The organism is Paenibacillus sp. FSL H7-0716 (assembly GCF_038002705.1).
GTDB classification, from domain to species: domain Bacteria; phylum Bacillota; class Bacilli; order Paenibacillales; family Paenibacillaceae; genus Paenibacillus_AQ; species Paenibacillus_AQ odorifer.
In genome coordinates this window covers 53,905-73,623 of record NZ_JBBODA010000029.1, presented here as the reverse complement: position 1 = coordinate 73,623, position 19,719 = coordinate 53,905, and the positions used below count along the sequence as shown (strand labels likewise).

18 protein-coding genes are annotated in these 19,719 nt (G+C 47.3%); 4 read left to right on the top strand and 14 right to left on the bottom strand.

The window, feature by feature from the left end; genetic code table 11:
• Nucleotides 1-235: hypothetical protein (locus MHH60_RS26215; protein ID WP_341161175.1), on the top strand; the 235-nt coding region annotated here is incomplete at its 5' end.
• Nucleotides 236-250: 15 nt separating this feature from the next.
• Complete coding sequence (locus MHH60_RS26210) at nt 251-487, top strand: hypothetical protein (RefSeq protein ID WP_076134074.1); 237 nt, start codon at nt 251-253, stop codon at nt 485-487.
• 108 nt (nt 488-595) lie between these two features.
• On the opposite strand, the gene MHH60_RS26205 is transcribed toward MHH60_RS26210, so the two are convergent.
• From MHH60_RS26205 to MHH60_RS26190, 4 genes are all read right to left on the bottom strand, one after another.
• Complete coding sequence (locus MHH60_RS26205; protein WP_076134073.1) at nt 596-1,759, bottom strand: iron-containing alcohol dehydrogenase; 1,164 nt, start codon at nt 1,757-1,759, stop codon at nt 596-598.
• Nucleotides 1,760-1,922: 163 nt separating this feature from the next.
• A complete protein-coding gene (locus tag MHH60_RS26200; protein ID WP_076134072.1) occupies nt 1,923-3,503 on the bottom strand; it encodes a UDP-glucose--hexose-1-phosphate uridylyltransferase in 1,581 nt (526 codons plus the stop codon).
• Between the two features lie 54 nt (nt 3,504-3,557).
• Entirely contained in the window at nt 3,558-4,544 is a 987-nt protein-coding gene (gene galE / locus MHH60_RS26195) for a UDP-glucose 4-epimerase GalE (protein WP_076134071.1), read from the bottom strand.
• Between the two features lie 4 nt (nt 4,545-4,548).
• A complete protein-coding gene (locus MHH60_RS26190) occupies nt 4,549-5,724 on the bottom strand; it encodes a galactokinase (RefSeq protein ID WP_076126360.1) in 1,176 nt (391 codons plus the stop codon).
• 218 nt (nt 5,725-5,942) lie between these two features.
• Here MHH60_RS26190 and MHH60_RS26185 point away from each other — a divergent pair, with 218 nt between their 5' ends.
• Entirely contained in the window at nt 5,943-6,803 is an 861-nt protein-coding gene (locus tag MHH60_RS26185) for an AraC family transcriptional regulator (RefSeq protein WP_076134070.1), read from the top strand.
• Nucleotides 6,804-6,895: 92 nt separating this feature from the next.
• Here the strand turns inward: MHH60_RS26185 and mgrA are convergent, their stop codons facing one another.
• From mgrA to MHH60_RS26165, 4 genes are all read right to left on the bottom strand, one after another.
• A complete protein-coding gene (gene mgrA / locus MHH60_RS26180) occupies nt 6,896-7,894 on the bottom strand; it encodes an L-glyceraldehyde 3-phosphate reductase (protein ID WP_076134069.1) in 999 nt (332 codons plus the stop codon).
• 107 nt (nt 7,895-8,001) lie between these two features.
• Nucleotides 8,002-8,742, bottom strand: a complete 741-nt coding sequence (locus tag MHH60_RS26175) for an NAD-dependent protein deacylase (RefSeq protein ID WP_076134068.1) — start codon at nt 8,740-8,742, stop codon at nt 8,002-8,004.
• A gap of 34 nt (nt 8,743-8,776) precedes the next feature.
• Nucleotides 8,777-9,541: an HAD family hydrolase gene (locus MHH60_RS26170; RefSeq protein ID WP_076134067.1), complete on the bottom strand. Its 765-nt coding sequence runs from the start codon at nt 9,539-9,541 to the stop codon at nt 8,777-8,779.
• A 34-nt stretch (nt 9,542-9,575) separates the two neighbouring features.
• On the bottom strand, nt 9,576-10,319 hold the full coding sequence (locus MHH60_RS26165; protein WP_076134066.1) for an alpha/beta hydrolase: 744 nt from the start codon (nt 10,317-10,319) through the stop codon (nt 9,576-9,578).
• A gap of 193 nt (nt 10,320-10,512) precedes the next feature.
• On the opposite strand from MHH60_RS26165, the gene MHH60_RS26160 reads away from it, so the two are divergent.
• On the top strand, nt 10,513-11,553 hold the full coding sequence (locus tag MHH60_RS26160) for an acyltransferase family protein (RefSeq protein ID WP_076134065.1): 1,041 nt from the start codon (nt 10,513-10,515) through the stop codon (nt 11,551-11,553).
• A gap of 89 nt (nt 11,554-11,642) precedes the next feature.
• On the opposite strand, the gene MHH60_RS26155 is transcribed toward MHH60_RS26160, so the two are convergent.
• The 6 genes from MHH60_RS26155 to MHH60_RS26130 all read right to left on the bottom strand — a co-directional run bounded on the left by MHH60_RS26155 (nt 11,643) and on the right by MHH60_RS26130 (nt 19,712).
• On the bottom strand, nt 11,643-12,590 hold the full coding sequence (locus MHH60_RS26155) for an ArsR/SmtB family transcription factor (protein ID WP_076126345.1): 948 nt from the start codon (nt 12,588-12,590) through the stop codon (nt 11,643-11,645).
• A gap of 145 nt (nt 12,591-12,735) precedes the next feature.
• Nucleotides 12,736-14,130, bottom strand: coding sequence for a family 43 glycosylhydrolase (locus MHH60_RS26150; protein WP_076134064.1), 1,395 nt, complete (start codon nt 14,128-14,130; stop codon nt 12,736-12,738).
• A 42-nt stretch (nt 14,131-14,172) separates the two neighbouring features.
• Nucleotides 14,173-15,921 (bottom strand): glycoside hydrolase family 2 protein, encoded by a 1,749-nt coding sequence (locus tag MHH60_RS26145; RefSeq protein WP_076134063.1) that lies wholly within the window; start codon nt 15,919-15,921, stop codon nt 14,173-14,175.
• 27 nt (nt 15,922-15,948) lie between these two features.
• Entirely contained in the window at nt 15,949-17,730 is a 1,782-nt protein-coding gene (locus MHH60_RS26140) for a glycoside hydrolase family 2 protein (RefSeq protein ID WP_111503127.1), read from the bottom strand.
• A 59-nt stretch (nt 17,731-17,789) separates the two neighbouring features.
• A complete protein-coding gene (locus MHH60_RS26135; RefSeq protein ID WP_076126337.1) occupies nt 17,790-18,725 on the bottom strand; it encodes a carbohydrate ABC transporter permease in 936 nt (311 codons plus the stop codon).
• A gap of 15 nt (nt 18,726-18,740) precedes the next feature.
• Nucleotides 18,741-19,712 carry an ABC transporter permease gene (locus MHH60_RS26130; RefSeq protein WP_036680973.1) on the bottom strand — a complete coding sequence of 324 codons (972 nt, stop codon included), beginning with the start codon at nt 19,710-19,712 and terminating at the stop codon, nt 18,741-18,743.
• Between the last annotated feature and the right edge of the window lie 7 nt (nt 19,713-19,719).

Genomic DNA, 19,719 nt, shown 5'->3' with positions numbered 1-19,719 from the left:
CTGGGTCCGTAAGACTGTGGAGGACGGTCGACGGATTAGATTACGGGAACGAACAGTGATAGATGAGGAGCGGTCAGCGGCAGTGGGTATCTGTCAGCCGCAGCGGAGTTCGGACAACGGCAGCGGAGTTTCGGACAGCCGCAGCGGAGTTCGGACAACGGCAGCGGAGGTTCGGACAGCCGCAGCGGAGTTCGGTCAGCGGCAGTGGGTATCTGTCAGCGGCAACGGAGGTTAGTCAGATGCAGTCGAGGTGCGAACAGCGGTAGCCGGAGGTACGGACAGCGGCAGCGGAGGTTTGGACAGCCGCAGCGAGACACGGTCAGCGGCAGCAGAGTTCGGACAGCCGCAGCGAGACACGGTCAGCGGCAGCAGAGTTCGGACAGCCGCAGCGGAGGTTCCGCCAGCCGCAGTGGAGTTCGGTCAGCGGCAGCGAAACCTTGTGATGAGAGCGACAGAAAAGTACCGTAAGAGGAGCAAGTCACACTAGACCATAAACACCAAGAAGCGATTCCTCCATAACGAGGAATCGCTTCTTTGACATGCTTTTGCGGCTTCTAGAATAAAGAAATATGGTCTCTTTTCGTAGAAGAGTTACTTACAAAGCCATTCTATAGATCTCAACTACATCTTCACGCTCAAGCTTGCGGAAATTACCAAACGCTCCGAAACGAACAGCCTTGTCAGCCATACTGCCGATCTCGCTGTCATCAATATCATAATCACCGAGCGTCTTCGGCGCACCGATGGAATCCCAGAAATTACGCAGAGCCTCGATACCCTCCAGCCCGATTTCTTCATCAGTCTTGCCAGCAGGATCAACTCCGAACACATTTACTGCAAGCTGACGGAAACGCGCAGGATTTGTGCTGAGGTTATATTTCATCCATTGCGGGAACAGAATCGCCAAACCTCCGCCATGTGGAATATCGTATACAGCCGATACTGCATGCTCGATATTATGAGTCGCCCAATCTCCGGCGAAACCCATGCTGACCATTCCGTTAAGCGCCATCGTACCACAGTACATGATGGTCTCACGCAGCTCGTAGTTATTCAGATCTTCGATAAGCTTCGGCGCAGTTTCAATTACAGTGCGCAGCAAAGTTTCACAGAACCCGTCTTGTACCGGTGTATTGCCGTCTGTATGGAAATAGTGCTCCAGTACATGTGACATGATGTCCACCATGCCATAAACGGTCTGATCACGTGGCAGAGAAAAAGTGTTCTCTGGATCAAGAATCGAAAATGCCGGGTAGGCATGCACGCTGCCCCAGCCCATTTTTTCCTTAGTAACCTCGTTTGTGATTACGGAGCCATTATTCATTTCGGATCCCGTAGCAGCCATTGTCAGCACTGTGCCCAGTGGAAGCGCGTCTTGGGCCGCTGCTTTACGCTCTACAAAGTCCCACATATCACCATCATATTTCGCTCCAACAGCAACAGCTTTTGCGCAGTCCAATACGCTCCCGCCCCCTACTGCGAGAACAAGGTCAATATTATGCTCCCGGCACAGCTCTACGCCTTTATGTACTGTGGAAAGACGTGGATTGGGTTCTACTCCAGAGAGTTCAGTCACTGTAGCGCCTATTGAACTCAGCTCAGCAACTACTTTTTCGTACAGACCACTGCGCTTGATACTGCCACCACCGTACATCAAAAGCACATTTTTACCGTACTTAGGAACCTCCGTCTTCAAAGCTTCAAGGGTACCCTGTCCAAAAATCAGCTTGGTAGGATTATAAAATTCAAATTTACGCATATGTGTAAACCTCCAGTAGTTAATTCATAATGTCTTACTCCTTCGTATTATAAACCTCTGTTTACCCGCATTCAAATTAGGTGGCTGGATTTCGTCACCCCGAATAAAAAAAGATGCCCCAAGCCCATAGGCTTGAGGACATCTTTAAATCCAAATTCACTTACTACAAAGCACCGAAGCTTGTTACAAAACGGCGGAAAGCCGCTTGACCTTCTGGAGTCCGTTTGTAAACGCCAGCGTGTTCAAGAATATGTGTAAACTTGATGCCAACTTCGTTCTGCACAATCTTGAGCGCTTCCTCGTGTTGCAGTGCAGTAGCGAATCGCTCCACCAGCTCCTGAATCCAAGCCGCATGCTGCGCAAGAGAATGACTAGGGTCATTCTTCACCGCTTCTAACAGCGCTTGATCTCCTGCAAGAATACCTGCGATGGAATCAAGCTCTTCCTTCAAACGGCCCGGCAGAATCGCCAGTCCCATAACTTCAATCAAGCCGATGTTTTCTTTTTTGATATGATGCATTTCCCGGTGCGGATGAAAAATCCCTTCAGGATATTGCTCATTAGTCCGGTTATTCCGCAGCACAAGATCCATCTCGAAGCTGCCGTCCTCGGCCCGGCGGACGATAGGAGTAACGGTATTATGAGGTTGCACTTCACCGTCAACCTCACTAAAGGCTAGCACTTCCGCCTCTGGATCGCTGTAGGCTTTCCAAGCTTCATAAAGCGCATTTCCGCATTCCAGTAGAACGGCAGGATCTTCTCCATTTAAGCGCAATACGGACATCGGCCATTTTACGATATTAATGCTGACACCCGGATAAGATGCATGTGTAAATGTATCTTCCTTAGGCGCTTTTTGAATCGGGAACGTGTGGCGGCCGCCCTGAAAATGGTCATGCGTCAGAATAGAGCCGCCAACAATCGGCAAGTCTGCATTTGAGCCAATAAAATAATGCGGGAATGATTCCACGAAGCTAAGCAGCCGCTTCAAGGTATCCTTGGTAAGCTTCATGGGCACATGATCATGATGGAATACAATACAGTGCTCATTGTAGTAAACATATGGCGAGTATTGGAAGAACCATTTTTCATTATTCAGGTTAAGCGGAATGATACGCAGGTTCTGGCGCGGCGGATGATTGATCCGTCCGGCATAACCTACATTCTCACGGCACAGCAGACATTTCGGGTAGACTGGCGGCGGGAGCAGCCGAGCCATTGCGATTTCCTTCGGATTTTTCTCAGGCTTGGACAAATTGATCGTCATTTCAATGTCTCCGTATTGCGAATCCTGCAGCCAATAGACATTCTTCGAGATCCGATCCATCCGAATATAGTTCGAATCAATGCTCAATTTATAAAAACGGTCTGTAGCCGCGGAGATGCCTTTTTCAGCAGTCAGACTATAGAACTCAGCATTTACATCCGAAGGACGGGCCATGAGAAGTCCCATAATCTTGGCATCCAGCAAGTCACGGTAAGTGTCACTATTCTCTGGGATCAATCCGATTTCAAAACCATAATCAATCAGTGCATCGAGTGGAGCCTGCGGCCCTTCCAATGGACTTTGATCGATGTCACCTACATGCGGCTCACTGAACCCGAACTGTTCGAGCAGCACATTACGGCTATAATCTTCATCGGATGGAGCTATGAGCTGCTGGCGCAGTGCGAACAGAACAAGCTGCTCAATCGCATGTAATGCTTTGTGGCCAGCAGGCGTAATCTTATTCTCGTTGTGCATTTTAATTCTCCTTCAGTAGGGTCTCAAGTTCAAGTTAAGCTAACCTAAAGTCCCTTATTCTCCGTATCCTTGCGGATTGGCAGAGTGCCAGTTCCATGCACTTTGAATGATATCTTCCAAATCTGCATTCTGCGGGTTCCATCCAAGGACGCTACGCGCTTTGTCGGAGGAAGCTACCAGCACAGCCGGATCGCCGGCACGGCGTTCTTGGATGACTACAGGAATTTCAAGTCCAGTAACCTTCTTCGCCGTTTCAATCACCTGTTTTACCGAGAATCCAAGTCCATTGCCCAGGTTGAAAATATTGCTGCTGCTTCCGCTGCGCAGGTAAGTTACCGCACGAACATGGGCGTCAGCCAGATCGCTGACATGGATGTAGTCGCGAACACAAGTACCGTCTTCTGTAGGATAGTCATCTCCGAAAACTGCGATACTGTCACGTTGCTTCAAGGCCGTTTGCAATACCAGCGGCACCAAATGACTTTCTGGACGATGGTCTTCACCGATTTTGCCACTGGCATGTGCGCCAGCTGCATTGAAGTAACGTAAGGCTACGTATTTGATGCCCAGTACTTTGTCAAACCAAGCCATCATCCGTTCCATGGTCAGCTTAGTTTCTCCATACACATTGGCTGGTTCAGTGCGGTCTGTTTCTTCAATCGGCACCTTTTCCGGTTCGCCGTAGGTTGCGGCTGTGGACGAGAATACGATCTTGTTCACGCCAGCTTTTTGCATAGCTTCTAAAAGACACTGTGTACCATATACGTTGTTGTCATAATATTTTACAGGGTCCTTCATGCTTTCTCCGACCAAAGAGCTTGCAGCAAAATGGATAACCGCTTCAATCTCATTTTCAGCGAACAGCTTACCCAGCAGTTCTTTATCACGCAGATCACCTTCGTACAGCTTGCCACCCAGCAACGCCTCACGATGCCCTGTTAGCAGATTGTCGATGACCACCACTTCTTCACCACGATCCAGCAGCTCCGCTACAGTATGAGACCCAATATACCCTGCTCCACCTGTTACTAAAATCGCCATCTGATTACACTCCCTTCAATTCTTGGACACCATTACCGATGCCGCAAACATAGAACTCGCCAACCAAACCAGATCTTGTGGTATAGGCTTCACCAACTTCACGAATAAATCGTTCTATATCATCTTCATGTACCAAAGATACTGTACAGCCTCCGAAACCCGCGCCAGTCATACGGGAACCAAGTGTGCCTGGGATACGCCCAGCTTCTTCAACCATAATATCAAGCTCTGCACAGCTAACTTCATACAAATCGCGCAAGGACGCATGCGAATCATTCATGAACTGTCCAAACTGCTTCAGATCATTGTTTTTTAATACCTCAACGGAATCTAGCACGCGTTGATTCTCTTCCACAACATGGCGAGCGCGGCGTCTTACAATTTCGTCTGTGATTTTATCTTGATGTGCTTCGAACTGTTCACGATTAAGCTGTGCCAGATAAGCTAGTGAAGGCACTTCTTTTTGCAAAATAGCCAATGCCTCATCACACTGCTGACGGCGTTCATTGTACTTGGAATCTACAAGCCCTCTGCGTTTGTTCGTGTTGCCGATAACCAATTTGTATGAACCTGTGATGAACGGTACCAAATTGTACTCAAGTGTGTCGCACATCAGCAGAATCGCATGATCACGTTTGCCGTTAGCAACTGCGAATTGATCCATTATTCCGGAGTTTACACCTACGTACTGGTTCTCAGCACGCTGGGACAAAAGTGCAATCTCAACCGTGTCTGTATCGCCACCTTCGAGAGTCAGGAACGCATAAGCAGTAACAACTTCAAGAGAGGCCGAGGAGGACAAGCCTGCTCCATTCGGAATATCGCCATGGAACAGCAGATCGTACCCTTTGGATACTGGGGTGCTTTTCTTATCCAGCTCAACCATTACCCCAATCGGATAGTCAATCCATTCACCCGTTTTGGCCTTGCCAATTTCGCTATAATCAATAGAAGCTTCGTAAGGAAAATTAGTTGATGCAAAATTCACTTTGCTGTCACTACGTGGACGCACAATCAGCGTTGTACCGAATTCCAAAGCTGCGGGAAGTACATACCCCCCGTTATAATCCAAGTGCTCCCCGATGAGATTGACACGACCTGGTGCATAAAACACCTTAGCCTCTTCCCCGCTCACCCCATATTTTTCAATAAATTTGTTATTAAGTTCCTGTATGCTCATTAATGCCACTCCATCCTTTCGCTGCTTCAGCCAGTGGGAATTAGTAAAGCGTTCTTTATGTATTCATTATAATAGATTCATTCATCCTCTGATAATGCAATCATGTGTGTAATGTATGGATAAATGTGACTTCCCATAATATAATAATTACATATATTACTGTTACTCTCTAAACTATAAGCCATTAAATAACATTAACACAAGAAAGGCTGTCCCAAATGGAGCATACTTATTCCGTAGGATCCAATCCAGTGTATTACGATAAACAGAACCTTCATGTACTGTTTGCCGGCCAGAGTCAGACCCTGCCCATGCATCAAGCTGGACCCAAGATCTATGATTATTATTTGCTGCATTTCATAGAATCTGGCTCGGGCGTTTTCCGTACAGAACATCATAAATATGAGTTGGGTAAAGGAGACTGCTTCTTGATCCATCCGGGACAATTAGTCAGTTACGTCTCGGATAAAGACCAGCCCTGGTGCTATCGCTGGGCAGCTTTTACTGGCAGCGAAGCTGACGATCTGGTGCTGCAGACAGGGTTCACACCACAACAGCCTGTGGTGACTACAACAGATGAAAGCCTCATTCCGGGTGCCCTGTCCAGCATCATGCAAGCCTTCAACGCCAACAAAGAGAGTGCCCATCTGACTTCGCTTGGGTATCTCTATCTCATTGTCGGCGAAGCAGCAGATTTGCTCTCTTCCTTCTCCCGTCTGCCCGGCGCAGAATCACAGGTTAAGCGTACTGTGAAGCAAATGATCCACTACATGGCTTCTCAATATGCGCACCCGGTCTCTATTGAACAAATGTGTGATACGCTGGGTTATAATCGAGCCTACCTGTCCCGTGTATTTAAGCAAGAGACCGGATTATCTCCGGTGACCTACTTGCTGAAGCTGCGGATTGAAAAGTCCAGACAGCTGCTGCGTGAACGACCGGAGCTGTCCGTGGAACAGGTAGCAGCATCTGTGGGGCTCACCGATGCTCTATACTTCTCTCGCCAATTCAAACGGTTTTGTGCCCAGTCACCGACGGCTTACCGGATGACTACAACAAGACAAGCAGAGAAACCTTAACGTTAGTTTGCCCTTTAATCCACAAATCCACTATACAACAACAGCCCGCCTTCCTTAACGTAAGGAACCGGGCTGTTACTGTGTTCAATATGCTATAGTTCTGTCTTTAGAATCGTTTCAATCCGCTCTAACTCCTCCGGACTGAAATCAGGATTAGCTAAAGCAGCTATATTCTCTTCAATCTGATCCACTCTGCTTGCTCCAATTAGGGCAGAAGTAACCTTGCCACCCCGGAGTGTCCAAGCCAGTGCAAACTGAGCCAGACTCTGTCCTCGTGAAACCGCAAGCTGATTAAGTGCGCGAATCCTCCGCTGCACCTCCGGTGTAATCCGGCTCTCATTCAAGGCGGCAGACGGCTTGGCAGCTCTTGACCCTTCTGGAATACCATTCAAATATTTGTTGGTTAACAAGCCTTCAGCCAGGGGTGTAAAAGCGATGCTTCCTACACCACTATGTTCCAGTACATCCTGTAAGCCGCCCTCAATCCAACGATCGAGCATAGAATAACTAGGCTGATGGATTAAGAGCGGTGTGCCCAGGCTTTGTAGAATGCTGAGGGCTTCAGCCGTCTGCTCCGCATTATAGTTGGATAGTCCTATATATAAAGCTTTGCCAGAACGCACCGCATAATCCAACGCCTGCATGGTTTCTTCAAGCGGTGTTTCCGGGTCTGGACGATGAGAGTAATAAATATCAACATAATCTAGGCCTAGCCGCTTCAGGCTCTGATCCAGACTAGCCAGCATATACTTACGTGAACCCCATTCGCCATAAGGGCCGGGCCACATGTTATACCCTGCTTTTGTAGAGATCACTATTTCATCACGATAAGGAAACATATCATTGGCAAGAACTTTACCGAACAGCTCTTCTGCTGAACCAGCTGGTGGACCATAGTTGTTGGCCAGATCAAAATGGGTAATTCCAAGATCAAAAGCACGAGTGATCATTTCTCTGCCGTTCTCGTAATTATCGATCCCACCAAAATTCTGCCATAATCCTAATGAGATTGCTGGGAGCTTGAGACCTGAGTTCCCGCAACGATTATAACGCATGTTGTCATACCGTTTATCATCTGCTACATATACCATTGCCTATCCCTGCCTCTCATTACACGCTGTTGTGAGCCTACCTTATCTTTAAACTTCTGAGCGTAATAATAATCTGGCAAGAGAAACCAAAGGACAGCTTTTTCCTCCTAGCTTAATAGATCCTTGACACTGCCCATTACTTTTCCAATTCGATCTGTAATCAGCAGATCCGCTTGATCATCATAAGGTGTGGGATCTCCGTTCAGCAGCACCGTACGTTTTCCCCGGAAATAAGTCACCAGACTGGCCGCAGGCTGAACCGTTAGCGAGGTCCCACCAATAATAAGCATATCTGCAGAGGCAATCGCTGCGACAGAGCCCATAAGCACGGAATGATCCAATTCTTCTTCATATAAAACCACATCCGGCTTGATAATTCCGCCACATTCCGGGCAGCGTGGAACGATCTCAGTCATTTCCAGCAGTTGATCCAGCCCGTAATACCGTGAGCAGTCCATACAATAGTTGCGATGGATGGAACCATGCAGCTCTAGGACACTACGGCTGCCCGCCTGCTGGTGCAGGCCGTCAATATTTTGCGTAATCACCGCTTTCAACTTCCCCTGCTGTTCCAACTCCGCTAGCAGCTGATGCGCACCATTCGGACGGGCCTCTGGATGAATCATTTTACTGCGGTAAAAATCAAAAAAAATGTCCGGTGAGGACATAAAAAAAGTTCGGCTCAGCATCACTTCAGGTGGATAAGGTGAATTGTGCTGAGTTTGATATAATCCAGCTGCGGAGCGGAAATCGGGAATTCCACTCTCTGTAGACGTACCCGCCCCTCCGAAAAAAACGATGTTGTCACTTTCTTTGATCCAAGAAGCAAGTGTCTGCAATTGATCCATGCTAAGTAGCACATCCTTTCCTTTTATTAGCTGATCAGTAAGTGATCCAGAGCTCATTAAAACCGGAAATGATTACATCTGCATCTATTAGGTGCTTCCCATCACCACTGGCGGAAATCCCAATTGCGAGGCGAAGCCCTGCACCTTTACCTAATTGCATATCGGCATTACTGTCCCCAATAATAATCGTCTCTTCAGGCGAAAGCCCTAGCTCCCGGCAGGCCAATTCAGCCATTTCAGGAGCTGGTTTTCCGCTTTTGACTCTGTCCCTAGTGACTACCGAATCAAAATAGCCTGCCACATTAAGCCATTCCAAATGCTCTCCGGTGGTCTTTGCCCCGTCGGAGGTAACCACGCCAAGCTTAAGAGATGCCGCAGAGCATTGCTCCAAAAAAGAATGAAGTCCCGCTAAAGGCTGTGCCATACGGCGTCGGCGTAATTCATACATCGCGTTTTTAGTTATGCTTTTCACACGGGTCAGTGCTTCATTCCAAGGAACTCCTGCTGCATATAGCTGCCATGCGAGTACACCGTAACTTTCTTCCTCTGTAGCCATGGTAAGCGGCCCCGCCGGGTCGTACCCTATTAACTTCCCTTGCGGATCATGTTGCGTACCCAGCACCTTGCTGCGCTCTACAATAAATCCCGCTCCCATGATCGCAAGTTGATCTTCCAGTCCAAGCAGCACAAGCTCCGCCCAATTCCCCCAGGTGGCTAATAGATCGAGTAATGTCCCGTCTTTATCAAACAATATTCCGGAGCAGGGAACGCATTCATCGTTAATGTGTAATACTGGCATGAATTGTTTCCTCCCTCTGTTGAATGACCCGTAACTACCTCAGATTTCCAAGCCAATCCAACAGGGCACTTACTGTGCGACTCCGCTGTTCTTCCTCGGATATTGTGGCTTCGCCGTCCCCCTTCTGAGGCCCGTAGCTGCCAAATTGCGCATGATTCCCACCTACGATTGAACTATAAACTGTATTATCTGGCAGATAGGAGCGGCCTTTGTTATAGCTGTCTCTGTCAATCACTTGATCCTCAGTACCCACAACCGATAACACTGACAAAGTAGTCTCTCGTAGACTGCCCTTTTCATCTGGATAAGAGGCTAAGAAAAATACACCTTCCAGCTGGTCCGTATGCTCCATTGCGTAACGTGAGGCCATGACACCCCCAAGTGAATGTCCACCCAGCACAAAAGATTGCTTCGGATGCACACGAATAATCTCTTCTGCGGCATCCCCCTTCGTTACCGCTAAATTAAACGGCATTTTGGCGATGTAGAAGGGATGCCCTGCAGCAGCGACGCTCTTCGCAAGAGGGGAATAAGCTTCCGGTTTAACCAAAGCCCCAGGATAAAATATAATCGAGGCGCCTTTAGTAATGGAAGGTTCGAACGAAATCCAATTATCATTCTGTTCGACGGTAACTCCACCACTTGAAATCAGTGCGGTTTCGGCTTCTTGAGCCGGTGCATATGGCGTCAAATACTTCCATATCAGCAACCCGGCTACAACTAAAATAATCAATACAAAAATAGCGGCGCGACGCTTAGTTATTCTTCTCTTCAACATGTTCCACTCCCAGATGTTAATGCATATAAAAATTATAGTGGAATCCCTCTATTCTAACAACCTTCAACACATCGCCACATTTCGCACACATGATAACGCTTTCCTTTGTGACTTAATTCACAATTAAATCAAAGAAAATCTAGTATTTTAAAATTAAATTAATTTGCATACAGCATAATTTGGAGGCTAAATCATGGTAGGGGAAAACTCGCTGGAAACGCGCGGAGAAACCTTTTTTCTCAACCTGCGTTTTATGCTTATTATCACTGTTTTTGCCGGTAATGCAATTGAACCTCTGATTAACAAAATGAGCGGAATACACGGATTATATATGTGGATTTTCAGCTTTCACATGCCGCTGTTCGTACTGGTGACCGGCTATTTCGCCAGAAAAAGCCTTGCCGGAACTACCGGCCGTAAAATGCTGCTGCAAATTGGATTGCAATACCTCATTTTTCAAAGCTTATATTCCGCACTCGACATTTCCCTCTTTCATGTAAGCAACATCCAGCATTCCATTTTCGCACCCTATCTGCTCCTATGGTTTCTGGCCAGTCATGCCTGCTGGCGCCTCCTGATGCTCGGTATGAGCAGATGGTCCATAACCGCTAAGCTCCTCTTCGCTGTAGCAGCGGGGGTGGCTGTCGGATATCTCCAGCTGGACGGTGTATGGTTTAGCATCAGCCGTACCTTTGTATATTTGCCTTTTTTCATTATCGGCTATCATTTCTCCTTCGAAACCTTCGTCAAGCTCTATCAGAAATATATCAAAATCTTTGCAGCAGCAGCCTCCGTTCTACTCCTTGCCATCATGGCCACATGGGGAGCAGGATTTCCCTTTGGCTGGTTATATGGCAACATGACCTATATGCAGCTTGATGCCAATGTATGGTATGCAGGCGTATACCGCCTGGGACTGTACGGACTACAAATTGTCGCTTCACTTGCTTTCCTCGGTCTTGTACCTTACGGAGCGAGCCGCATGACCGACTGGGGACGCCGCACGTTGTATGTTTTCCTGCTTCATGGTTTTATCGTTCGTCTGGCTGCCGTTTCCGGGATTTACACCTATATTGGCAATGCTGCTGGGGCAGTAGTCCTGCTGCTCACCGCCTTATTATTCACCGTATTGCTGGCTCAGCCGTCAGTTAAACGGCTCTTTCACCCGCTGGTTGAGCCGTCCGTTGACTGGATGATCACCCTTCAGCGTGCCGCCCTACGGCGCACACTCTAACTTTACATCCAGAACAAACAAAGCAAGGCGGTTCCTTGGATACGAAGATTCGTTTCTGAGGAACTGCCTTGCTTTGTTCATCTCCTAAGCTAAAGTTCAACTTCATCCTGATCCATGGTATATTTTACCTTCATCATAATATGTTGTTCATAATCGCCAAACTGGCGCCCGAACAGGTTAAGTCCGCCTTGATGAACTGCATCAGGGTTGATTCCAATGCGCAGCCGCAATTTGGGGCTCCGGTTAATCAGAAGATCATTTAAGGAAACATTCGACACCTTCTCCATATCAAGTGTCGTCTTTTCATGGTCAACACGCCAGGTCTTGAGAAACCCGTATTGTGTAGATCCATCCCACCACCAGTTCGGATTCAGCTTGCCCCGCCGGTCACCGAAATCACCGGGACTGGTCCACATGCCAATCTCTGAACCATTCACCCATACAGAGATGTTCGAAGGCCAGTTCTGGTCATAATTCGGAGCTTCCGAACAGATCTCCATGGATAATTCCAGCGATTCAATTTGTGCTCCGGAGGGGATATCCATAGGCAGCAAATATTCCAGGAATCCTTTGCGGAGCCAGATCAGCTGAGCGTTGACATGTTTAGGGTGATAAAAACTCGACGGTTCATCTTCTTTGATAATAAGACCCTCACTATTAGCCATTCCGCAAGTAGGAGATACCTCACAATCGCTATAATGGCCGATCGGCATCTCTACTTCATAGACATGAGTTAATCCCTTTGACATCGGCTCTTTCAAATTCAAGGCAATATGAAGATCATCATAATTCCGGCTGCAAACTTTCATCGCCCCGCGTGAAGCCGGAAGCAATTCTGTATGAATTAATTCTGCTGCTTCTAACACTTTAATATTGCTTGCTACCGTCGAGACTGGAAGCTTCAGCCTCTCAGCGATTTCAATAATATTTAAGTTTTTGGAGTTTAAGAGCCGAAGAATATCAACCCTAGAACGAGTTGATAAAGCATGCGTTACTGTGACTAATTTTTCCGGGTCGTTTAAGCTAAGTTCCAGCACAAATCAGCTCTCCTTGTATCCTAATAATTATCCTAATCTTACTTCTTAATGAGATGAAAAACAATTACACCTACAGGCCTTTTCACCTAGAAATGACCTCCGGAAAACCGGAAGCCATTTCATATGTCTCTTAGGTTTGTTCGATTCACAATGGCTTAATATCAATGAAATCAATTTCTCCGTAACCTTCGCCTTTGGTAAAACGAAGCTTGTTCATGCCTGCTTTCAGTTGAATCCGGGCTGTGGACAGCCCCCAATTCTCCCACCCTTTATTGGTGATATAGAATGGGCCGAAAGGTCCTGCATTGACACTAAGCTGAAAATTCGACCAATTCCCGCCAGCCGTCCCATTCGCCGTTCGAGCCAAAAGAATATATTCGCCTGCGGCTGCCGCATCAACCGAAAATTCCACGTAACTGTCCGGCGTATCAATATGACCTGCCTTAAGTCCACCCGAGCCCTTGGGACTCGAAGAGGCATAGGCAACGCCGCCAAATGTCCCTGTTTCCGCTTCGTAGCGGGTATGCATGGTTTCACCTGAAGGCAAAGTTATCGGAAGATTAGGGTCAACGGGAATGCCCAGATTAGGTGTATGATCAGCATTCCAGCTGAATTTCTGCATCCGCACCTCGCGGTTCCAACCAGCGTTGTTGTATTTGGCGACATGGTACATGATCCAATCCTCTTGGCCGTCAGGAGACTTTGTAAACGAATGGTGTCCAGGTCCATAAAGTCCATTTCCTGAAGAAAAGATAGGCTGATTGCGTTTATTCCATGATGCCGGATTCAACAGATCACTGGAGATGTCTGCTGTGATCAGTCCCAGACAATAATCATTAGTCCAGCTTCCACTTGCCGAGTAGACCAAACTAATGACTTCTCCATTTATAATCACCTGCGGTCCTTCATTCACATTTGGGGAATGATTCGTTTCCCAGCTATACGTTGGTCTTGAAATCTCTACGCGTCCGGAATCAATGGTCCAGGGATTACTCATATGCGCGATATAGAGATTCTGCCGCACATTAACATTCTCCTCCCAGCCGGACCAGATAAAATACAGCTCGCCGTTCACTTGCAGCACAGTACCGTCTATAGCCCACTTATTGCTTGAATCTGTGATCTGGCCTTTGTACTGCCAAGTTCCCTGCATCGGGTCTGCCGCTGTGTTCTCCATTACATGCATGCGGTGGTTTACGTTATCTCCGTCGTCCATCGCATAGTAGATATACCAAGCTCCGTTTATATAATGTAGCTCAGGCGCCCAGATGCCACTACCGCCCGTGTTGACAACTTTAGTAGGCGCTGCATCAATAGTGGTCAACTGGGCTGACTTCCAGAGAGTAACATTGCCACCTGTTGTTTTGGTGAAATAATAGAAGCCATCTGTATGTTTATACACCCATGGGTCCGCCCCGTCCTGCATAACCACGTTGTAAAAGTCATTATGATCAGAGACTGCAAGAGTCACCTTCCCCATTGGAAGAATAAGAAGAACACTTAAGGCGACCAGACATTTTTGCCGGAAATTCACTTTCATAATCTATCACATTCCTTTCGAATGAATAGTTACGTAGCGCCTCTAATCTTCAATTGCAGCCTTACGCGCATTGATGCCGCGGATACGCTCGGGGTCGAACTTCGGCTGTCTGTCATAAGTGTACAGTCCATTGACTTCCTGCTCCACATCGTACAGCTGGGTATAGCAGAATCCAAACATCTGCGGATGATCCAATAGAACATTCGTCAACCCCTCGTAGCGTTCGATAAACATTTGCTCTGAGGTCGGTCTGTCCCCATACCCCCATGATTTTTCATCCTTCTGCTGCGGGTTCCACCAAATTCCGCCATACTCGCTGATGAAGTAAGGTTGACCTTCATACGTTTGGCGATCCGGGAAGGTATTGAATACTTCTCCGCCACTTTTCATCGGTTCATATCTGTCCCGGAACGTCTGCGGATTCTGGTCATAGTCATGAAGATCGAAGATGTCTGTAGCCACATGGAAGTTGCCGCTTGTATCAATTACTGGACGTGTTGGATCCATACGTTTTGTTACGTCGTAAACAATCTGGAGCACGGGGTTATGCTGTTTCACACCGTCCCGGTCCCAAGTCTCATTAAAAGGGCACCAGCCGATTAGCGCGGGATGATTGAAATCACGCTGCATACCTTCGAGCCATTCCGGCAGGAAGTGAGTCAGGCTATCCGCTCCAGTAATATTCAGCCCCCAATTGGCATGTTCTCCCCAGACAAGATAACCTAATTGGTCAGCCCAATAAAGATAACGCGGCTCAAAGATCTTCTCGTGAAGCCTCGCGCCATTGAAGCCAAGCCCTATTGAGATTTCGATGTCTCTGCGCAGATCTTTATCAGTAGGAGCGGTATAGATTCCCTCCGGATAAAAACCTTGATCCAGTACTAACCGCTGAAATACGGATTTCCCATTGATCCGGAATGCCATCCCATCCAGTCGTACCGTGCGGAGTCCAAAATAAGAATGGACCACGTCACTCTCCCGTCCCTGACTATGCAAGGACAACTTCAGGTCATACAATCTGGCATTTCCAACTTCCCACAAGTGAATCTCTGATAGTGGAATCGTAAGTTTTATAGAAGGTCCGGAAACGATCACTTTGCTGTCCCCAACGGGTTTGCCGCCATAAAGAGCAGTAGCGCTAAGCGTGTCTCCCGCTGCGTTCCCTTGTAGCTTCATTTCGAGGTGCACACAGCCATTGTCGGGATCAGCGACAACTTTCAGATTAGACAGATAGGTTTCAGGGACTTGCTCAAGCCATACCGTCTGCCAGATTCCTGTAGTGCGTGTATAATCGCAGCCGTGCGAATGGAACTGTTCACTCTGCTTGCCCCGTGGCTGTCGTCCCGATCGAACGTCGTCTTCAGCATACACAGTAATCACATTACTGCCCGCTAAAAGATTAGAAGTAATATCAAAGCTAAACGGAGTATATCCTCCGCGGTGCGTACCTACGGATACGCCGTTCACCCAGACCTCCGCCATATAATCAACGGCGCCAAAATGAAGGATAACTCTGCCATTTATCCAGCTCTCCGGCACGGTAAATTCCCTTTTATACCATACAGCAGCCATAAAATCTTTATATTCTACACCGGACAGCTTGCTTTCCGGACAGAAGGGCACAGTAATTGTCCCTGAGAGATTATGTTCGTTAACAGGATATCCGCGTTCCTTCCCACTTTTGCCATGATCAATTTCGAATTGCCACTGGCCGTTCAGATTGATCCACTCTGGTCGAACAAAGTCAGGGCGGGGATATTCAGGACGCGGAAGCGTTGCTTGTTGTGTCATGGTGTAACTCCTTTTAGTAAATGTTATTTATTGGATATGCATCATGATGTTGCGGATCGCTTCAAGCGGAGCTTTGGGCTGTCTATCATAGGTGAGCAGTCCGTTAATTTCCTGCTCGACATCCGTCAGCTGGGTATAGCAATACCCTTGGATCACCGGGGAAGTGAACATCGGGTCAACCACAGCCTTGAGCTTCATCAGGAAATCCTCTTCGTTCTCTGCCCCAGAATAACCCCAGCCCTCCCACTCACTTTTCTTGAAGGCAATTCCACCAAACTCGGATACGAGAATCGGCTGGCCTTGATACGAAGCTCCACCGACAAATATTTTGCGGTTGGCCGGCATCGCATTTACAGAAGATTCTGCCGTGGCATATCTCTCCTCCAGCACTGCCTGATGGCTCTCATAGTCATGAATAGTCACCAAATCTGTAGTCATATGCTCCCACCCATCGTTATACACAACAGGTCTCATCTCATCCAAGGATTTCGTTAAATGATACATAGCCAATCCGTGCTGCTGCTGGCGTGTATCAATCTGGACATTGGGCACACCCCAGCTTTCATTAAGTGGAACCCAGGTCACAATACAAGGATGGTTATAGTCGCGCTCGATAATCTCCTGCCATTCTTTCGTGAAGCGGCGGACATACTCCTCGGAATATTCGTAAGCATTGGCTGCCTCACTCCATACCAGCAGGCCGAGCTTATCACACCAATACAGGAACCGGGGATCTTCTGTCTTCTGATGTTTTCTCACCCCGTTAAAGCCCATTTCTTTCGTCAGCTGGGCATCACGTTTCAGCTCTTCGTCTGTAGGTGCGGTTAGTATCCCGTCAGGGAAGTATCCCTGATCCAGCACCAGTCTCTGGAAATATGGGCGGTTATTCAAGCATAGCTTGCCATTTTCAATCGACACCTTGCGCATGCCGAAATAACTCACTGCTTCATCAATTACTTCCTCATTCCGAAGCAATTGGAATTGAATATCATACAAATTCGGATGCTCAGGGCTCCATAAACGTCCAAGACCATGATCCGCAAAATCACCCAAGCCGATAGTGCGCAGCTGCTCAGCATTCATGATCATATATTGATCTTCCGCAATCACTTCACCGTCATACGATACCGTTATGCGCAGCTTGAGCAGATCAGCAGACTTAAATCCTTGCAGAAAGGTCCGAAGCCGGATTTCATTGCGGTCAATATCAGGTGTCATCATGGTTTTACTCAGATGCACTGCAGACAGCGGTTCAAGCCAGACACTCTGCCAGATTCCGGTTGTGCGGGTATAAAAGATGGCAGCAGACTGCTCCAGCCAATATTGCTTGCCCCGCGGCAAGGTGACATCGCGGCTGAAATCCTCTGCGCGCAGTATAATCGTATTATTTCCTTTGATCAGCGAAGGAGTGATATCGGTCTGAAATGGCGTATGTCCGCCTTCATGCACGGCCACCAGCTGACCATTCACCCAGACTTTTGCCAAATAATCTACGGCGCCGAAATGGAGGACAATCTGCTTCCCGTTCCAACCCTCAGGAACTTCAAAAGTTCTTCTGTACCACACAACATCATGAAATGAAGGATCTTCAATCCCGCTCAGCTTGCTCTGAAACGCAAAGGGTACTTGAATAACCTGTGAAAATAAATCCTTTGTGTCCGCCCGATACCATTGTTCTTCCTCACCGACATCTTCATCATCAAACGTAAAATCCCATTCTCCATTTAGGCTAAGCCAATCCTTACGGGCAAATTGGGGTCTTGGATATTCTGGACGTGGAACGGATGTGCTGCTTGCTTCTTTCAACATGGTGTACTTCACTCCTATTAAATAATTTCTATATAAGATGAACTTGTTTTTTTTGCCCGCTATCCTTTAATCGAACCTACGTAAACACCTTTAACAAAATATTTTTGCAAGAAAGGATAAACCATTAATATAGGAAGCGTAGAAACGACGATCGCACAATACTTAACCAGCTCGCGGAAAGCCGTCTGGCTCTGGGCACTATCGATGACTACCCCGCCTGCACTGCCGATTGAGGTTGCGGTAGCATCATTAGCTACTAATATTTCCTTCATTAATAGCTGCAGCGGGAACAGCTGTCTGTCCTTCAACAACACCATCGCATTAAACCATGAGTTCCAGTTCCCCACTAAATAATATAAAAAGATTACGGCCAGCGTAGCTTTGGACAGCGGTAGAATCACATTCGTTAAAATATGGGCCTGGCTTGCCCCGTCAATGGTAGCCGCTTCTTCCAATTCCTGCGGAATGGCTTGAAAGCTAGTTCGCAGGATAATAATGTTCCATGTGCTTAAAGCACTTGGCAAAATCATGGCCCACAAATTATTGTACAGACCAATATCCTTCATTAATAAGAACCAAGGAATCAACCCGCCGCCAAAAAACATGGTGATTGTAATCAGGATCATGATGAAGTTTTTGAAATACAATCCTCGTCTGGACAATACATAAGCTCCCAGAATGGTCATGATCATGTTGACTAATGTGCCTAATCCTACATATATAATCGTGTTTTTATAGCCGTTGATCAGACTGTTATCTTTAAACACCAGCTTATAGCCATCCAAAGTGAATCCCAGCGGTTTCAGCAAAATCCCTTTATGAGCAATCAACATGCCGGGGTCGCTGACGGAGGCAAACAGGATGTGCAGGATCGGATAAAAACACACCAAGGTTAATGCGGTCAGCAGAGTATAAAGTGTGCCGTCAAACACTCTGTCGCCGATGGATTTATGTTTTCGTCTTTTTTTCGCTTTACGCTGCAAATTATCTTTCATAGCTGTCCCTCTTTCTTACCATAAGCTGACCTCGGACCTGCGTTTGGCTATTGTATTGGTCATCCAGAGCAGCCCGAAGTTAACGATTGAGCTGACCAAGCCCACAGCCGTGGAATAACTAAGACTGGCTTCTCTTAAACCGCGACGATACACGTAAGAGGCAATAACATCCGCCGTATCATAGATCAGAGGATTGTACAGCAGGATAATCTTCTCGTACCCGGATGACATCAACCCGCCGATGGCAAAAATAAACAGAATGATGATAACTGGGCTGATCTGCGGCAGCGTAATATGCCACATTTTTTTGATCCGTCCCACTCCGTCAATTTCAGCAGCTTCATATAATGAAGTATCGATGGAACTCATCGCCGCAAGGTAGATGATGCTATCCCAGCCGATGCTCTGCCAAATACCGGAGAAGGTATAAATCGGCCGGAAGAAGGAAGAGTAGCCGAGCAGTGAAGAGTACTCTTTTCCGGTAATAAATTGCAGGATTTGCGTGATAATCCCTTCATCTGCGGCAAAGATATGAATGATCCCGCAGACCACCACCAGGGAAATAAAGTGCGGCATATAGGTGATCGTTTGGACCACTTTTTTAAACTTAACCCCACGGATTTCGTTCAGCATCAAGGACAGAATAATCGGGGCTGTAAATCCAAAGGCAATCCCCCAAACATTGAGGAGAAGGGTGTTTTTAACGACCCGCCAGAAATAAGGCCCTTGGAAAAAATCAATAAAGTGCTTAAACCCTACCCACTCACTCTGGCCAAACCCCAGCAGGGGTTTAAAATCCTTGAAGGCGATCATAACCCCCCACATCGGCCCGTAGCAGAAAATCAGGAACCATGCTACAACAGGGACGGCCAACAGATAGACAAACCAGTTCTTTTTCAAATCCTTCTTAATCACTAGCTTGGTATTTTTAGGTTTGGCGTCCTGAGGAATGGGCTTTATCGCTCTGTTTTTTCGTAATATTTCCATAAAACAA

Bases quoted from the DNA above. Each gene is read 5' to 3' on its own strand.
- MHH60_RS26135 (WP_076126337.1), bottom strand. From the start codon at position 18,725: ATGAAAGATAATTTGCAGCGTAAAGCGAAAAAAAGACGAAAACATAAA.
- MHH60_RS26175 (WP_076134068.1), bottom strand. From the start codon at position 8,742: ATGGATCAATTGCAGACACTTGCTTCTTGGATCAAAGAAAGTGACAAC.
- MHH60_RS26190 (WP_076126360.1), bottom strand. From the start codon at position 5,724: ATGAGCATACAGGAACTTAATAACAAATTTATTGAAAAATATGGGGTG.
- MHH60_RS26160 (WP_076134065.1), top strand. From the start codon at position 10,513: ATGGTAGGGGAAAACTCGCTGGAAACGCGCGGAGAAACCTTTTTTCTC.
- MHH60_RS26165 (WP_076134066.1), bottom strand. From the start codon at position 10,319: ATGTTGAAGAGAAGAATAACTAAGCGTCGCGCCGCTATTTTTGTATTG.
- galE (WP_076134071.1), bottom strand. From the start codon at position 4,544: ATGGCGATTTTAGTAACAGGTGGAGCAGGGTATATTGGGTCTCATACT.
- MHH60_RS26205 (WP_076134073.1), bottom strand. From the start codon at position 1,759: ATGCGTAAATTTGAATTTTATAATCCTACCAAGCTGATTTTTGGACAG.
- MHH60_RS26140 (WP_111503127.1), bottom strand. From the start codon at position 17,730: ATGTTGAAAGAAGCAAGCAGCACATCCGTTCCACGTCCAGAATATCCA.
- MHH60_RS26145 (WP_076134063.1), bottom strand. From the start codon at position 15,921: ATGACACAACAAGCAACGCTTCCGCGTCCTGAATATCCCCGCCCTGAC.
- MHH60_RS26150 (WP_076134064.1), bottom strand. From the start codon at position 14,130: ATGAAAGTGAATTTCCGGCAAAAATGTCTGGTCGCCTTAAGTGTTCTT.
- MHH60_RS26185 (WP_076134070.1), top strand. From the start codon at position 5,943: ATGGAGCATACTTATTCCGTAGGATCCAATCCAGTGTATTACGATAAA.
- MHH60_RS26170 (WP_076134067.1), bottom strand. From the start codon at position 9,541: ATGCCAGTATTACACATTAACGATGAATGCGTTCCCTGCTCCGGAATA.
- MHH60_RS26200 (WP_076134072.1), bottom strand. From the start codon at position 3,503: ATGCACAACGAGAATAAGATTACGCCTGCTGGCCACAAAGCATTACAT.
- mgrA (WP_076134069.1), bottom strand. From the start codon at position 7,894: ATGGTATATGTAGCAGATGATAAACGGTATGACAACATGCGTTATAAT.
- MHH60_RS26130 (WP_036680973.1), bottom strand. From the start codon at position 19,712: ATGGAAATATTACGAAAAAACAGAGCGATAAAGCCCATTCCTCAGGAC.